This window comes from Streptomyces sp. NPDC002446 (assembly GCF_053595675.1).
On the sequence record NZ_JBSFYC010000082.1, the window covers coordinates 1 to 16,025 of the forward strand.

13 protein-coding genes are annotated in these 16,025 nt (G+C 72.7%); 4 read left to right on the forward strand and 9 right to left on the reverse strand.

Annotated elements, in window-relative coordinates; genetic code table 11:
- Positions 1-176: 176 nt before the first annotated feature.
- The 5 genes from cseC to ACWD6P_RS31790 all read right to left on the reverse strand — a co-directional run bounded on the left by cseC (position 177) and on the right by ACWD6P_RS31790 (position 5,539).
- Complete coding sequence (gene cseC, locus ACWD6P_RS31770; RefSeq protein ID WP_451447640.1) at positions 177-1,481, reverse strand: two-component system sensor histidine kinase CseC; 1,305 nt, start codon at positions 1,479-1,481, stop codon at positions 177-179.
- An 8-nt stretch (positions 1,482-1,489) separates the two neighbouring features.
- Positions 1,490-2,200 carry a two-component system response regulator CseB gene (gene cseB / locus ACWD6P_RS31775; protein WP_451447641.1) on the reverse strand — a complete coding sequence of 237 codons (711 nt, stop codon included), beginning with the start codon at positions 2,198-2,200 and terminating at the stop codon, positions 1,490-1,492.
- Positions 2,201-2,209: 9 nt separating this feature from the next.
- Positions 2,210-2,719 carry a hypothetical protein gene (locus ACWD6P_RS31780; protein WP_451447642.1) on the reverse strand — a complete coding sequence of 170 codons (510 nt, stop codon included), beginning with the start codon at positions 2,717-2,719 and terminating at the stop codon, positions 2,210-2,212.
- 349 nt (positions 2,720-3,068) lie between these two features.
- On the reverse strand, positions 3,069-3,620 hold the full coding sequence (locus tag ACWD6P_RS31785; RefSeq protein WP_451447668.1) for a SigE family RNA polymerase sigma factor: 552 nt from the start codon (positions 3,618-3,620) through the stop codon (positions 3,069-3,071).
- A 959-nt stretch (positions 3,621-4,579) separates the two neighbouring features.
- Entirely contained in the window at positions 4,580-5,539 is a 960-nt protein-coding gene (locus ACWD6P_RS31790; protein ID WP_451447643.1) for an A/G-specific adenine glycosylase, read from the reverse strand.
- Between the two features lie 560 nt (positions 5,540-6,099).
- Here ACWD6P_RS31790 and ACWD6P_RS31795 point away from each other — a divergent pair.
- Positions 6,100-6,660, forward strand: a complete 561-nt coding sequence (locus tag ACWD6P_RS31795) for a pyridoxamine 5'-phosphate oxidase family protein (protein WP_451447644.1) — start codon at positions 6,100-6,102, stop codon at positions 6,658-6,660.
- A 137-nt stretch (positions 6,661-6,797) separates the two neighbouring features.
- On the opposite strand, the gene ACWD6P_RS31800 is transcribed toward ACWD6P_RS31795, so the two are convergent.
- Positions 6,798-7,382 (reverse strand): phosphatase PAP2 family protein, encoded by a 585-nt coding sequence (locus tag ACWD6P_RS31800; RefSeq protein ID WP_451447645.1) that lies wholly within the window; start codon positions 7,380-7,382, stop codon positions 6,798-6,800.
- A gap of 231 nt (positions 7,383-7,613) precedes the next feature.
- On the opposite strand from ACWD6P_RS31800, the gene ACWD6P_RS31805 reads away from it, so the two are divergent.
- Together ACWD6P_RS31805 and ACWD6P_RS31810 are read left to right on the forward strand one after the other, a co-directional pair.
- Positions 7,614-8,444 (forward strand): hypothetical protein, encoded by an 831-nt coding sequence (locus ACWD6P_RS31805; RefSeq protein ID WP_451447646.1) that lies wholly within the window; start codon positions 7,614-7,616, stop codon positions 8,442-8,444.
- 312 nt (positions 8,445-8,756) lie between these two features.
- Positions 8,757-9,743, forward strand: a complete 987-nt coding sequence (locus ACWD6P_RS31810) for an NAD-dependent epimerase/dehydratase family protein (RefSeq protein ID WP_451447647.1) — start codon at positions 8,757-8,759, stop codon at positions 9,741-9,743.
- A gap of 257 nt (positions 9,744-10,000) precedes the next feature.
- Here the strand turns inward: ACWD6P_RS31810 and disA are convergent, their stop codons facing one another.
- Together disA and radA are read right to left on the reverse strand one after the other, a co-directional pair.
- Entirely contained in the window at positions 10,001-11,125 is a 1,125-nt protein-coding gene (disA, locus tag ACWD6P_RS31815) for a DNA integrity scanning diadenylate cyclase DisA (protein WP_451447648.1), read from the reverse strand.
- Positions 11,126-11,250: 125 nt separating this feature from the next.
- The gene (gene radA / locus ACWD6P_RS31820) at positions 11,251-12,663 is read right to left on the reverse strand and encodes a DNA repair protein RadA (protein WP_451447649.1); all 1,413 of its coding nucleotides are present in this window, start codon (positions 12,661-12,663) and stop codon (positions 11,251-11,253) included.
- A 336-nt stretch (positions 12,664-12,999) separates the two neighbouring features.
- Between radA and ACWD6P_RS31825 the strand changes: the two genes are divergently transcribed.
- Positions 13,000-14,958 carry a BACON domain-containing protein gene (locus ACWD6P_RS31825; protein WP_451447650.1) on the forward strand — a complete coding sequence of 653 codons (1,959 nt, stop codon included), beginning with the start codon at positions 13,000-13,002 and terminating at the stop codon, positions 14,956-14,958.
- A 79-nt stretch (positions 14,959-15,037) separates the two neighbouring features.
- Here ACWD6P_RS31825 and ACWD6P_RS31830 read toward each other — a convergent pair whose 3' ends face one another.
- Positions 15,038-15,964, reverse strand: a complete 927-nt coding sequence (locus ACWD6P_RS31830) for a hypothetical protein (protein WP_451447651.1) — start codon at positions 15,962-15,964, stop codon at positions 15,038-15,040.
- Positions 15,965-16,025 lie beyond the last annotated feature (61 nt).

Sequence of the window (16,025 nt, forward strand, 5' to 3'; positions counted from 1 at the left end):
AGGGGTAGGGGTGTGGGACGTAAAGCGAAGCAGTCCGGACACCCTGCCCCGGAGGACCGTCACCGGCACCCGAACAGCCCCGCGCAGCGGCAATCAGCCCGCCGCAGGCGAACCCAGCGAAACCCCCACGGCGGGCCAGCCGAAAAGGCGGGCAGCCAAGCGCAGCGGAAGGCGGACTAGCGATCCGGCAACTGAATGACCGGAAAGCTCCCCGTACTGGTCGGCGCGTTCTCCGGCAGCCACAGCACGGAGACCGCGCCGGTCGAACCGTCCGTGACCTCATCCGCATTGCGGAACGTCAGACGGGCCCCCAGCACCCGCGCCTGACCCGCCGCGATCGTCAGGCCCAGGCCATGACCCCGGCCCGCCCGGTCGCTGCTGCCGGTGCGGAAACGGCTCGGCCCCTCACGCAGCAGCGCCTCGGGGAAACCACCGCCGTGGTCACGCACCCGCAGCACCCGGCCCTCGACGGTCACCTCGATCGGCGGCTTGCCGTGCCGGGCGGCATTGGCGATCAGATTCCCCAGAATCCGCTCCAGACGCCGCGGATCGGTCGTGACCTCCGCGTCCCGTACGACATCGACGGTGATGTCCGGGTCCAGCGCCCGCACCCGCCGGACGACGAACTCACCGAGCGCGACGTCCTGCAGCTCGGCCCGCTCCGCGTAACCGTCCAGCCGCGCCACCTCCAGGACATCCTCGACGAGCGTGCGCAGCGCCTGCGCCCGGTCCCGTACGAGCTCCGAAGGGCGGCCCGGCGGCAGCAGCTCCGCCGCCGTCAGCAGACCCGTGACCGGCGTACGCAGCTCATGCGCGATATCCGCGGTCACCCGCCGCTCGGCCTCGATACGCTCCTGCAGCGCGTCCGACATCGCATCCACGGCCCAGGCAAGATCATCGGTCTCGTCGTGCACCCGGCCGCCGCCGACCTCGTCCCGGATACGGACCGAGGTGTCACCGTCGGCCAGCTTGCCCGCCGCCGCGGCCGCCTTGCGCAGCCGCTTGGAGAGCCGCCCGCCCACCAGGACACCCAGCGCACAACCCCCGACCACGACCGCCGTCGACCCGATGATCAGCGCCCGGTCCAGATCGTCCAGAACGGCGAAACGGTCCGGGAACCGGTCGTGCACCGACAGCACCCGGCCATTGCTCAGCGGCGAGGCCGCCCACACCTCCGGCGCGGTCTCCCCGGTGTCCTGCAGATACGTGGCCCGCTTGTTCTTGGCCACCTCCGCCCGCAGCGCCGGCGGCAACGCCGGATCGTCGATCTTCGCGCCGAACTGCAGCCGGTTCGTCGACTCGAAGATCTTCTGCGTGAAGTTGAGCCGCTCGACCTGCACATCCCGGCTGTTGTCGAGCATGGAATGACGGGCCGCGTTGTGCACGACAAAGCTCAGCGCGATCGCGACCAACGCTCCGACGAGCGCGATCGCGGCGCTGAGCTTCCACCTCAGACCCGTCCGCAGGGCCAGCCTGACCACCGGAGGAGTCAGCCTCTCAGCTTGTAACCGAAACCGCGGACCGTCTCGATCCGGTCCTGGCCGATCTTGCCGCGCAGCCGCTGGACGTGCACATCCACCACCCGGGTGTCACCACCCCAGCCGTAATCCCACACCCGCTCCAGCAGCCGGTCGCGCGACAGGACCGTACCCGGCGCATTGGAGAACTCCAGCAGCAGCCGCATCTCGGTGGGCGTCAGCGCGACATTCACGCCGCCCTTGCGCACCTCCATGCCCTCCGTGTCGACCTCCAGATCACCGAACCGCAGCACCGCCCCCGCCGGCTCCTCCTCGTCCACCGCGGCGGGCCGCGCGCCCTCCGGGCCACTGGCGTGACCGAAACGGCGCAGCACGGCGCGGATCCGGGCCACCAGCACCGCACCGTCAAAAGGCTTGGTGACGTAGTCGTCCGCCCCCGCCTCCAGGCCCAGCACCACATCGATGGAGTCGGCACGCGCCGACAGCATGATCACCGGAACCGTCGACTCATCGCGGATCCGGCGGCACAGACTGACGCCGTCCAGGCCCGGCACCATCACATCGAGCAGCGCGATATCGGGACGGTTGGCACGGAACGCCTCCAGGCCCGCGAGCCCGTCCGGCATCGCGGTGACCACGAAACCGTCCCGCTCCAGCGCCAGCTGAGTCGCCTCACGGATCACGTCGTCGTCCTCGACGAAGAGCACATGGGTCTCGGCCATGCGGTTCTCTCAACCCTCCGATGTGGTGTCGCCGGCCGGCTCAGGGCCGTCGGCGGTCATCTTGCTGTAATCAGTGTGATACCGGGCGTACTCGGTGAAACGGTCGTCCGCCCAGCGGAACGTCAGCACATCCTCCCCGGAGGGACAGCACACCTTGTCGCCGGTGCTGTAGGTCTGCTTGGAGATCTCCAGCTCACCCTTGTTGACGCCCGCGGAGACCGACGGCTGCTCATTGGCATACACGTTGTCATACCCGCCCTTCGCGCCACCGTGCCTGCGATAGACGTAAGAACCGATCCCCACCGAATCCGCGCAGGTCATGACGTTGACGATGACATCGGGAGCCTTGCCGCCGGTCAGCGACGCATACGTCACCTCGACCGGGTACTCATCGGCCGCACACGGCTTGTACAGGGACTTCTTCACATCCGCGCCGACCTTCGGGTCGCTCCTCAGCAGCTGCACCGCGTCGACCTTCTCGAACCCGGCGGACGACGTCGGGCTGGGCGCACTGCTCACCGCGCCACCCCTGGGCGCGGGCTTATGACTGGCCGCACCCTCAGTGCGGACCCCCTCGCCCCCCGGATTGCACCCCGCCAGCAAAAAGCCGACGGCGGCCACACCTGCCGTGGCCGCGCCGCCTCTGGTCAACCCGATCCTGGTCAACCTGTTCCTGGACAATCCGCTCCCGCTCACCGCGCCGCTCGCACAGCCGCCGCTCCCGCTGCTGTTCCTGATGTGATTGTCGCGCGTGGAGCCGTCAACCATACGGCGCCGGAGGGCGTGACCGCCGTCTCAGTCCCCGCCGCCACACGTAATGCCGCGCTGTTCGCCGTCCCGCTCCGCACCGGACGCAGTGGACCGCCGGTCAGGCCGCGCACCGCTCCCGCTCCTGCTCGCCGCGCTCCAGCATCCGCGCGTCGATGTCCCGCATCTGCAGCTCCTGCCGCAGCCGGGCCAGCGCACGGTGCAGCGTGCTCTTGACCGTACCCGTCGACATACCGAGCGCGGCCGCGGTCTCCTCCGTGCTCATCTGCTCCCAGTGCCGCAGCACGACGACGCTGCGCTGCTTGGGAGCGAGCACCCCGAGGATGTCCATCAGCAGGGCACGGTCGGCGCGCTGCTCGGAGCCGTCGTCCACGCTCGCGTCCGGAAGCTGCTCGGTGGGCACCTCCTCCAGCTTGCGCGCCCGCCACCACTCCGTCCGGGTGTTGATCATGACGCGGCGCAGGTAGGCGTCGGCCAGCGACTTGTCCGCGATGCCGTCCCAGCGGCCATACGTGCGGACCAGCGCCGTCTGCAGCAGATCCTGGGCGTCGACCGGGTCGGGCACCAGACGCCGGGCGCTGCGCAGCAGGGCCTCCTGCCGCGTACGAACGTACTCTTCGAAGTCCAGTACCTTGCCGCCGCTGGTCGCCATTCCGACGCCTCCGATCCGCTTGCGATTCCCCACGTTGTCCGCGCTGGTGGTCATCTCTCCAGCACGGGGAAGACGCTACGGAGGGGGTGTTGCGGCGTAATGTGCGTCGGCCCCACAGCGAGTGCACGGAAAACCCTCGGTTGTGTAACAGCCCGCCGGGGCTCATACCTCGGACGGACGGCAGGCCTGAGCGGGTCATACTCCGGGTGGACAACCGCCCCACCAGAAGGCCTATGAGCCCGGCGGACGCGGAAGTCGGGCCGGGGGACGGCCCTCTTCCAGCCAAATCGAGGCGGCTTTCAGCCAGCGGGGCGGCTGGGGTGGGGGTGTGGCTGGCGTGGGGTTGTGGCGGACGGGAGGCGCGGCCGATGGCGGGCGCGGCTGACGAGAGACTCGGCTGACGGGGGCGCGGCTGACGGGAGGGCGACTGACGGGAGGCGCGGTCGACGGCAGGAGCGGCTGACGGGAAGTCAGGGCCGCGCCGTGCGGCAGCCGCAGCGGCCCTGCGGCGACTGCCGGGCCTCCGTCGTGCGTACGGGCGGCCCCTGTATTTGCCGCTCTGTGTGCCTTGCTGTGCGTGCCTTGCTGTGCGTGACCTGTCGTGCGTGCCGTTCCGTGCCTGCCGTTCCGTGCGTGTCGTTCCGTGCGTGTCGTTCCGTGTGTGACAGCCGGGCTACGACGTCCGAACGGGCTACGACGTCCGTCGGCGGCGCCGGGGCCGGGGCAGCAGACGGGCGCGCGTTACGGCAACAGCGATCCGGCTGCAGCGCTGACGGCCGCCCAGACGAGGGGACCGCGGTGAACGGGAGCCCGCGGCGAACGGGGCTCGCGGTGAACGGAGCCGCGGCAAATGGAGCCCGTAGCAAACGGAGCGACAGGCAGCGAGAGCCGGCAGCAGCCGCCGGAACAGCCCTCGCTACGACAGCGGCAGCCGGCAGCAGCCGCCGGGACAGCCTTTGCTACGACAGCGGCAGCCGGTAGCGGCCGCCGCCCAGCGGCTCCACCAGGCCGTCCGACACCAGACCGTCCAGCGCCCGGGCCCGCTGCACCGGCTCGTCCCACACCGCGTCCAGAACCTGCTGCGGCACCGGCGCCACCGCCTCCCGCAGTACGGCGAGCAGCTTGCCGCGCACCTGCCGGTCGGTACCCGCGTACGTCTGTGTGCGGCGCGGCGGGCCGTCATGTGCCGGCGAACCGGCCAGCCGCCACGCACACTGCGCGGCGATCGGGCAGCGGTGGCACTCCGGCGTACGCGCCGTGCACAGCAGCGCACCCAGCTCCATCGTGGCCGCGGCCCAGCGCGCCGCCAGCCGCTCGTCCGCGGGCAGCAGCTGGCGGGCGAGCTTGCGCTCCGCGGCGGTGGTGGCGTTCGGCGGGTACTGCCGGCCGGCGACCGCGCGGGCGAACACCCGGCGCACATTGGTGTCCAGCACCGCGTGCCGCTGCCCGTACGCGAAGGACGCCACAGCCGCGGCGGTGTACTCGCCGACGCCGGGCAGCGCCAGCAACTGGCCGTGCTCGCGCGGCACGTCACCGCCGTGCCGCTCCTGTATGGCGGACGCGGCGGCGTGCAGGCGCAGCGCGCGCCGCGGATAGCCGAGCCGGCCCCAGGCCCGGACCGCCTCACCCGGCGCCTCGGCGGCCAGGTCGGCGGGGCGCGGCCAGCGGGCCAGCCACTGCTCGTACACCGGCAGCACTCTGCTGACCGGGGTCTGCTGCAGCATGAACTCGCTCACCATCACACCCCAGGCGCCCGCCTCGGGGCGGCGCCAGGGCAGATCGCGGGCGTGCTCGTCGAACCAGTCGGTGACCGGGGCGTGCAGCGCGGTCCCGTCTGCGGCCCCCGCGGCCGGGGCGGCGGCGGAAGCGGTCTCGGCGGCGGCGGTCGTGGCAGTGGAGGTGACAGGCGTCGAAGTCATGGCACCGCCGATCCTGGCACGTCCACGCACCCCCGGGAAACGCACCGGGCCCGCCCCGCCGCACGCCCACCCGCACGCAGGACGACAACATACGCACGGGTGGCGGCTACCGCCGGTACGCACGGGTGCGAGGGCAGCCCGGCGGCCGGCCACGGATAACAGTGGGTACAAGGCCCCGTCATGTGGGGAAACGGGGCTCCGTCGCATGGACACGGGGCTCCGCCACAAGGCGCGGGGCTGGGGAGATGGCCAGCATCGGGGCTGTGGGGCTGGGGGCGGGAGCGGCGCCCAGCCTGCCCCTGCCCCTGCCCCCGACCCGTCACGCCCCAGACAGGCAACTGGCTGACTACAATCCGCGGGAACTGATTACTCTCCGTAATCGTTGCTTGAATAATGGAGGCAGCAAGCGAGCAAGCGAGCAAGCGAGCAAAGGGCGCGGGCGCAGCGGAGAACTGCAGACACGGCGCCACGGAGACGCAGCGCCACGGAGACGCCACGGATACGCGGCGCCACGGAGTCACGGCGGAGTCGCGACGGAGAACGGACAGCGGAGGCACGAAATGAGCGGTGGGAGCGGCGGGAGTGGTGGGAGTGATGGGCGCGGTGGAGAAGCCGCGGCCAAGGCGGCGGGTGCGAGCAGCGCGGCGGACGCCGGTGCGGCGGCCTGCCCGCCGGCGATCCTGCGGGCGCTCGCCGCGCATACGACGATGACGCTGGCGTACGTGGACGAGGACGGGCCACAGGCCTGCGCGGTGCTGTACGCGGCCGACGCGGTCGGGCCCGCGCTCTACTTCGTCACCGCGACCACGACCCGGCACGGCCGGGCCCTCGCGGAGCCCGGCGCCCGGGTCGCGTTCACCGCGCAGCGGGACGGCCAGGAGTGGAGCGGTCTGACGGGCCTTCAGGGCCGCGGCCGCTGCCGCGCCCTGGCCGGCGCCGATCGGGCGACCGCCTGGCATACGTACACCGAGCGCTTCCCCTTCGTCGCGGGAAGCGACCGACTCCGCGCCGCCCTGGAGCGCACCACCCTGTGGGAGCTGCGCCCCGACTGGCTGCGGCTCATCGACAACGGCCAGGGCTTCGGCCACAAGGAGGAGTGGCAGCGTCCCGAGGTCCCGTAAGGGCAGGCAGGGCCTACGCCCCGATCAGGAAGGCCCCGTAAGGGCGCGCAGGGCCTGCGGCCTCGACCAGGAAGGCGCCGTAAGGGTGGGCAGGAACTACGCCTCGACCAGGAAGGCCCCGTAAGGGCAGGCAGGACCTACGCCTCGACCAAGACCCGCCACCGCCCCGCGCGCATGCGCAGCACCAGGGTGGTTGCCGGGCGGCTGAGTATGGCCGCGCCGAGTGCCGCCACCGCCGCGCCCAGGGCGAGGCCGGCCGCCACGTCGTGCGGGTAGTGGACGCCGACGAACACCCGGGAGAAACCGGTCAGCAGCGCGACCGGCAGGGCTGCCCAGGCGGCGGCCCGCCAGGCGATGGTGATGCCGACGGCCAGTGCTGCCGCGATCGTCGAGTGGTTGCTGGGGAAGGACCAGTCGCCCACCGGCGGGCAGGGGATGATCGAGGCGGCCGCCCCCGCCACCGCGCGGCACGGGCGCTCCTCGTCCACCGCGCTCTTGACGACCTCGCTCACCAGATACGCGACGGCGGTGACCACCGGCACCAGCAGCGCGAGCGCGACGCTCCGGCCCGAGCCGCTGCGGGCCCGCCACCACCCCAGGGCCGCCACCGCCATCAGGAGGATCAGCCCGCCCTCGGTGCCGATGTCGGCCAGGGTGCGGAGCCAGTTGGGCGCGTCATGCGCCAGGTCGGTGACGTCGCGATAGAGATCCGTGCTGTTCATGATCACTGACGGTACGGACCGAGCCGGCCGCGCCACATCTGACGAACGTCAGGGGGTGCAACTGGCGAAAGTGAGGCCGGAGGGGAGCAGACCCCGCCTAACGGGGCATCAGGCCCGTTACGGCGGTAAACGCGGCCGCGAAGCCCGCTCCGGGCCGATCATGGGAAAAGTTGCAGCCGGATGCGGCGGGTAGTGGCCGGTGCGGCTACCGATCTCTCGTAGAGTTTCCGCGTGGGATCACTGCGCAATCCGATCGGGCCGCTTCCCTCCTCCATCTACTGGCGGCGGAGGGCCGTTGCGCTGGCCATCGTCGTACTGCTCACCGTTCTGGTCGTCTGGGTCCTCAACATGGGCGGGGACGGCGGCGCGAACGGCGAAGAGGGCAAGGGCGGTTCGCACGGCAGGGGGCCCGCGACGTCCATCACCCCCGGGCCCTCCTCCACCGGCCCGGCGATCACTCAGAAGCCGGGCGGGCGCGACGAGTCGGGCGCCGGCGTCGAGTCGGGATCGGACTCCGGTGCCGGCGGCGGTTCGGGTGCTTCGGGCGGCAGTGGTGGTTCCGGTGGCGGCTCCGGCGGTTCGGGTGGTTCCGGTTCGGGTTCCGGGAGTGGTCCGATCGGTCAGGGCTCCGGAAGTGCGGTACCGGCCGGTTCGTCGCTCCCCAACTGCACTTCCCCAGAGGTGGAGTTGACCCTGCACAGCGTCAAGGGCTCCTACTCCCCGGGCAAGCGGCCGACGTTCGAGCTGACGGTCAAGAACACCGCCGACGCGGCCTGCAAGGTGGACCTCGGCCAGAAGGCCGCGGTGGTCACCATCACCGACACCGCGGGCGACGACCCGGTATGGGCCTCGAACGACTGCCCGTCGGGCACCGCCCCCGCACTGCTGCAGGTGCCGGCCGAGGGCTCCGTGAAGCGCACCATCGCGTGGGACCGCCGCGCCAGTGGCCCGCGGTGCGCGACGCCGAGTTCGGCCACGGTGCCGGCCGGCAAGTATCTGATCGAGGCCGAGGTTCCGGGACTGAAGACGGCGCGTACGTCATTCGTCCTGGACAAGGACTGACGTCCGCGGTTGCGCCTTCGATAAGGACTTTCGACAAGGACTATCGGCAAGGACTGACGTCCGCGGTTGGGTCTTCCTCGGCCAGGTCTGACGTTCGCGCCTGCGCGTTCCTCGCCGAGGGCTGACGTCCGATTGCGCCTCCCCCGCCCGGGGTTGGCGTTCCGCGTTTGCGCCGTCCGGGCCGAGGGCTGAGCGGGGGGCGGGGGGCGGGGGCTGAGCCGAGGGGCGAACGTCCGGATGATCGCTCTCGGCGATTCCGCTGAGAGCGTGCGGCGCTGGCCCCGCCCGCGGCCGTCCGGCACAGTCGCCGACATGAAGCTACTGATGCTGGGTGGAACGGAGTTCGTGGGCCGCGCGGTCACCGAGGCGGCGCTGGCGCGGGGTTGGCAGGTGACGGTCTTCCATCGTGGGACCCACGCGCCGCCGCAGGGCGTGACCGCGCTGCACGGCGACCGGTCGGACGCGGCGGGCCTCGCGGCCCTGGAGGGCGGCGAGTGGGACGCCGTCGTCGATACCTGGAGCGGCGCACCCGCGGCCGTACGGGACACGGCGCGGCTGCTGGCCGGACGGGCCGGGACCTACGCGTACATATCCAGCCGGTCGGTGTACGCGTACCCGGCCGCGTACGGCCTCGACGAGGACGGCCCGCTGGTGGACGCGTCCGCCGACGCGACGGACGCCGACGACTACGCGGAGGCCAAGCGGGGCGGTGAACTGGCCGCGCTCGACGCCTTCGGGGACCGGGCGCTGCTGGTCCGCGCGGGCCTGATCATCGGGCCGTACGAGAACATCGGGCGGCTGCCGTGGTGGCTGGGCCGCATCGCCCGCGGTGGAACGGTCCTGGCGCCGGGGCCGCGTGACATGGCGCTTCAGTACGTCGATGTCCGTGACCTGGCCGAGTGGACGCTGGACGCGCTGGAGGCCGGGCGCGGGGGCGCGTACAACCTGCTGAGTGAGATCGGGCACGCCACCATGGGCGAGCTGCTGGAGAGCTGTGTGAAGGTCACCGGCTCGGATGCGGAGCTGCGCTGGACCGAGCCGGAGGACGTGCTCGCCGCCGGTATCGAGCCGTGGATCGAGCTGCCGGTGTGGCTGGCGCCCGGTGAGCTGCGGGATGCGTTCTACGGGGCGGATGTCGCCAAGGCGCTGGCGGCGGGGCTGCGTTGCCGCCCCGTGAGCGAGACGGTGGCGGATACCTGGTCCTGGCTGCGCTCCATCGGCGGGACGGCGCCGCAGCGTCCGGACCGGCCGGTGGTGGGGCTGGCGGAGGAGAAGGAGGCGGCGGCGCTGCTGCGGTAGGCGTCGGGGTGGGGCCGGGCCCGGCCCTAGGGGGCGGGGGAACAGATCCCGTAGGGGATGCGAGGGCCCCCTGCGGGGCCACAACGGAGCGGGGGCGGGCGGTATTCCCGCCGCTCGTCCCCCTCCGGGACGCGCCGCCGCCCGGGACGCGCCCGGGACACACCGGCCTAGGCGCACCGCTCCACGTCACACCGACCCGCGTCACGCGGCTCCGCGCCAGCCCGCTCCACGCCACGCCGCTCCGCGTCGCACCGCCCTCAGACGTACCTCTCCAAGATCGAAGACTCCGCCAGTCGCGACAGGCCCTCGCGTACCGAGCGGGCGCGGGCCTCGCCCACGCCGTCGACCGTCTGGAGGTCGTCGACGCTGGCCGCGAGCAGCTTCTGCAGGCCGCCGAAGTGGTCGACGAGGCGGTCGATGACCGTGCCGGGGAGGCGGGGGACCTTCGCCAGCAGGCGGAAGCCGCGCGGGAAGACCGCCGAGTCCAGCGTTTCGGGGGCGCCGCTGTAGCCCAGCGCGCGGGCCACGATGGGGAGTTCGAGCAGCTCGGTGTGGGTGAGCGAGTCGAGCTCGGAGAGTGCCTCGGCGACCGTGCGGGAGCGCTTGGCGGTGGGCTCGGGGACGTAGTCGCGTACGACCAGCTCGCGCTCGGGCTCCACGCCCGCGATCAGCTCTTCGAGCTGGAGGGCGAGGAGCCGGCCGTCCGTGCCGAGCTCGACGACGTACTCGGCGATCTCGGTGGCGATGCGGCGGACCATCTCCAGGCGCTGGGCGACCGCGGTGACATCGCGGACGGTGACCAGGTCCTCGATCTCCAGGGCGGAGAGGGTGCCGGCCACCTCGTCGAGACGGAGCTTGTAGCGCTCCAGAGTCGCCAGGGCCTGGTTGGCGCGGGAGAGGATCGCGGCGGATTCTTCGAGGACGCGGCGTTCGCCGTCCACGTAGAGGGCGATCAGGCGCATGGACTGGCTGACGGAGACGACGGGGAAGCCGGCCTGGATGGAGACGCGCTGGGCCGTGCGGTGGCGGGTGCCGGTCTCCTCGGTGGGGATGGAGGCGTCGGGGACGAGCTGGACGCCGGCCCGCAGGATCTTGGTGATGTCCTTGTCGAGGACCAGGGCGCCGTCGAGCTTGCACAGCTCGCGCAGGCGGGTGGCCGTGAACTCGACGTCCAGGACGAAGCCGCCGGTGCACATGGACTCGACGGTCTTGTCGAAGCCGAGGACGATCAGTCCGCCGGTATTGCCGCGGAGGATGCGCTCCAGGCCGTCGCGCAGTGCGGTACCGGGCGCGACGGCGCTCAGCGAGGCGCGCATCAGGCTCTCGGTGCCGGGGTTCCCACCGGACCTGCCGGGAGTCGATGCCCGGTCGTTGGCTGCCACTGCACTCCTCCGTCACACGGTCTGTCGGTCCGCAGGCCGCCCGGCCCTTGCTGTGGTTGACGTACCAGCGGAGCGTACGTGGCCGACAGGCAATTCTGCGGTGACGGGCGAGACCAGGGCAAAGTCTACCGGCGTACGCCCTCCTCCTGTGGGGCCTCCCGGCGCACCCGCTTGGGCAGCACCCTCAGCGCCTCTCCGACGTCGGCGACCTCCAGGACCCGCATCCCGTCGGGGATCTTGCCCGGGTCGGACGGGACCAGGGCGTGGGTGAAGCCGAGCCGGGCCGCCTCGGAGAGCCGGCGCTGGACGCCGGTGACCCGTCTGACCTCGCCGGCGAGGCCCACCTCGCCGATGGCGACCAGGTTCTTGGGCAGGGGGGTGTCGCTGGCCGCGCTGGCGAGGGCGAGGGCGACGGCGAGGTCGGCGGCGGGCTCGGTCAGCTTCACTCCGCCGACCGTCGCGCTGTAGATGTCGCGTTTGCCCAGGGCGCTGATCCGGCCGCGCTGCTCCAGGACGGCGAGCATCATCGAGACCCGGGAGGTCTCCAGTCCGGAGGTCGTACGCCGGGGGGAGGGAATCTGGGAGTCGACGGTCAGCGCCTGGACCTCGGCGACCAGGGGGCGGCGGCCCTCCAGCGTGACCGTCAGGCAGGTGCCGGGCACCGGTTCGGCGCGGCGGGTCAGGAAGAGGCCGGAGGGGTCGGCGAGGCCGGTGATCCCCTCGTCGTGCAGCTCGAAGCAGCCGACCTCGTCGGTGGTGCCGTAGCGGTTCTTGACGCCGCGCACGAGGCGGAGGCGGGCGTGCCGGTCGCCTTCGAAGTGCAGGACGACGTCGACGAGGTGTTCTAGGAGGCGGGGGCCGGCGATGGCGCCGTCCTTGGTGACATGGCCCACCAGGAGCGTGGACATGCCGCGTTCCTTGGAGGCGCGGATCAGGGCGCCGGCCACCTCGCGGACCTGCGCCATCCCGCCCGGAGCGCCTTCGATCTCGGGTGAGGCGACGGTCTGCACCGAGTCCAGGACGAGCAGGGAGGGCTTGACGGTGTCGAGGTGGCCGAGGACGGCGGAGAGGTCGGTTTCGGCCGCCAGATACAGATGGTCGTCGATGGCGCCGATGCGGTCGGCGCGCAGCCGTACCTGGCTCGCGGACTCCTCGCCCGTCACATAGAGCGTGCGGTGGGCTTCGGACGCGGACTTGGCGGCGGCGTCCAGCAGGAGGGTGGACTTGCCGACGCCGGGCTCGCCGGCGAGCAGCACCACGGCGCCGGGGACCAGCCCGCCGCCCAGTACCCGGTCGAGCTCGTCCACGCCCGTGGAGCGGGCGGTGGCCTGTCTGCCGTCCACCTGGCCGATGGGCAGCGCGGCCGTCGTGACGCGGCCGGGCGCGGTCGTGCGCACGGCGGGGGTGCCGCCGAACTCCTCGACGGTGCCCCATGCCTGGCACTCGGGGCAGCGGCCGAGCCACTTCGCTGTGGTCCAGCCGCATTCGGTGCAGCGGTAGGAGGGACGCTCCTTGCCCGACGTTTTACGCGTTGCCATGGAGTCACCGTAGCGGCGGGGTCTGACAACGCCCTCGGCCGAGCCGGTGCGGAGTCCTCTGCCGGGCTTTTGCAGGGGCAGGGGCAGGGGCAGGGAGTGAAGCCCTTCTGAGCTTTCTGAGCCCTCTGGGCCTTCGGAGCTTTCGGAGCCTGCTGAGGCCTCGTGGGGCGCGGTCCGTCGCCGCCGGTTGCGCCGACAGGGTGGCGCACGCCGCGTGCGACCCCGCCGGAATGGCATATTCCTGTCCCCTTTTGAGGGAGATGGTCACCCGTACGGGTTAAAAGTGTGCCGGGCGAGCAGGCCCCGCTGCATCATCCCCCTACCGTCGCCGGGGTGATGAGCAGCAGGCCCGAGCACCCCACGCACTCCACCGGCGCACACCGGTCGCGCGGCGACGCCCAGCGCCGGAGCCGGCCGCAGTCCGCCGAGCGGCCCGAGGCACCCGGCATGTCCGGCCAGTCCGGCCCGGGTGGCCAGTCCGGCCCGGGCGGCCTCGACGACGCCTACGAGCCGTATCTGGACGGGCTGTTCACCTACTGCCTGTCCGTGCTGTGCGAACACGACGCGGCGACGGCGGTGCTCGGCGAGATGCTCGCGCTCGCGGAGCGGCACCACGGCCGCCGCCCCGCCGACCCGGCGCTGCACCGGTCCTGGCTCTACGCCCTGGCCCGCTGGGCGTGCCTGCGCCGGCTCGCCGAGCGGACCGGGCCCGGCCGAAGGCCGGACACCCAAGCGGCCACCAGGTCGGGGATCACGCCGGGGACCAAGCCGGGCACCCCGTCGGGCAGCAAGCCGGGCGCGAAACCGGCCGGGAAGCCGGGCGGCGCACCGGACACCCCACGGGACACCCCACGGGACGCCGCATCGGCCCCCGTCGGCGAGGGCCATCCGCTCGCCGCACCCGAGAGCGCGGCCGCCCGCGACGCGGAGCGGCGGCAGCGGGAACTGGCCGCGCTGGCCTGGCCGGAGGCCGCCGGTACGACGCCCGAGCAGCGCGAGGCGCTGGAGCTGTCGGTGCGCCACCACCTCTCCGCCGACGAGGCCGCAGCGGTGCTCGGCGCCGACCCGATCGCCACCCGGGCGCTGCTGGCCACCGCGTCCTGCGAGGTCGAACGGACCAGGGCGGCGCTGGCCGTCGTCGAGTCCGGGCGATGTCGGGAGGTCGCGCGGCTGGCGGGCGACAGCCAGATGCTGCTGGGCGCGGCGCTGAGCCGGGAGCTGGTGCGCCATGTCGACGACTGCGCCGAGTGCCGCCGGACCGCCGAGCGGGCCGCCGTGCCGGGGGCCTGGCCCGGCACCGCACCGGTGGCCCGGGGCACGCTGCCGATGGTCGGCGCGCCCCGGGAGGCCGTGCTCGGTGCGCTGGCGGCGGCCCGGTGCTCCCGTTCGGGGCGCGCGGAGGGCGTGCCCGGCGCCGGACGCGGTGGCCGGGCGAGGGGGGCAAACGGTTCTCCTCGCTACGACCGCAAGGGCTTCCCCGTCGGCGCCCCCACGGACCGGGCCGCCCGGCGCCGCAGGCTGCGCGCGCGGGCGCTGACCACCACCGTGGTCGCCACGGTGGTGGCGGCACCGGTGCTGGCCCTGTGGGCGGCCTACCGCGGCGCCCCCGCCACCGAGGAGGCCGCGGACGACTCGCCCGCGGTGACGGCCAGTGACGCGGAGAGCGGCGCGCAGCTGGGCGGCCGCCCGTACGAGAACGCCGGCAACGCCCGGACGAAGCCCGCGCCCTTCAGGCCCGGCGCCGGGATGCCCGATGTGTCCGTCGAGGTGGTCGGCGCGGACGGCACCCCGCTGCGGCCGGGCAACAGGGCCGGCCGGGCACAGAAGGGCCCGGGCCGGCTGACGGTCGCCGCGCAGCCCAGCGGCGGCACGACGGTCATCACGATCAGTGCCTCGGGCGGCGAGCCGGTGCGCTGGGCGGCCTCGGCCGGCGCGGCCTGGCTGCAGATGAGCCATACGGCGGGCTATCTGCGGCCGGGGCAGTCCACGACGATCACGGTCTATGTCGACCACGACCGGGAGCCCGCGGGGCACTGGCAGGCCCGCATCGCCATCGCGCCCGGCGGCACCGTCGTCACGATGGAAGGCTTCGGTACGACCGACCCGGCCCCCGGCACGCAGACCCCGACGCCCACCGACCCGGCACCGACCCCCTCGGACCCGGCGCCCACGCCCACACCGACCCCGACGGACCCGGCGCCCACGCCCACCCCCACGGCTCCCACCCCGACCCCGGCGCCGGCCGACCCCACGCCGGTCTCGACGCCGTCGAACACCCTGCGCCCGGCACGGTGAGCGAGCAGAAGACGGCCTGAGGTTCACGGACCGCAGGCCCACGACCTCCACACGGCTCTACGCCTCAGCCCACACGGCTCTACGACTCAGCGCCCTTCGCCGTCTTCTCGCTCGTCTCGCTCTTCTGGCTCTTCTCGTTCTTCTCGGGCTTCGCGGTCTTCGTCGGCTTGGCCGGCTTCGGATCCGCCGGATGCGGCGCCATCGGCAGCGTCGCCGCCAGCCGCTCCTCGCACAGCTCGGCGAGCTTGGCGTAGCCCTTCTTGCCCATCAGCTCGGTCAGCTCCGGCTTGTACGAGACGTACACCGGCTCGCCCGCGCCGTGCGCCGAGGTCGCGGACGTGCACCACCAGTGCAGGTCGTGGCCGCCGGGGCCCCAGCCGCGGCGGTCGTACTCGCCGATCGTGACCTGCAGCACCTGGGTGTCGTCCGGCCGGTCGATCCACTCGTACGTACGCCGGACCGGCAGCTGCCAGCAGACGTCCGGCTTGGTCTCCAGCGGTTCGCGGCCCTCGCGCAGCGCGAGGATGTGCAGCGAGCAGCCCGCGCCGGCCGCGAAGCCGGGGCGGTTCTGGAAGATGCACGAGCCCTGCCAGCGGCGGGTCTGCCGCTCGCCGTCGTCGTCCACCTCGACCCAGCCGGTCTCGGTGCCGACGTCGTGGAACTGCCACAGCTCGGGCGTGAGCCGTGCCACGTGCTGGGCCACCCGCTTCTCGTCGTCGTCGTCCGAGAAGTGCGCGCCGAGCGTGCAGCAGCCGTCGTCGGCGCGGCCGGCCTGGATGCCCTGGCAGCCGCTGCCGAAGATGCAGGTCCAGCGGGAGGTCAGCCAGGTCAGGTCGCAGCGGAAGATCTGCTCGTCATCGGCCGGATCGGGGAAGGTGACCCACGCGCGGGCGAAGTCGAGGCCGACCTCGTCGGCCGGTGACTGCGCCCCCGCAGCCGCCTGGGCGCGCCGCTTTTCTTCCTTCTTCAGCGCTTTTTCGTGCTTCGCCTTTTTCGTCTTTGCCACAGGTCCAGCGTACGGGGGTCCGCACAGCGTGGCGGAATTGCGGAATCCCCTCATTGCGCGA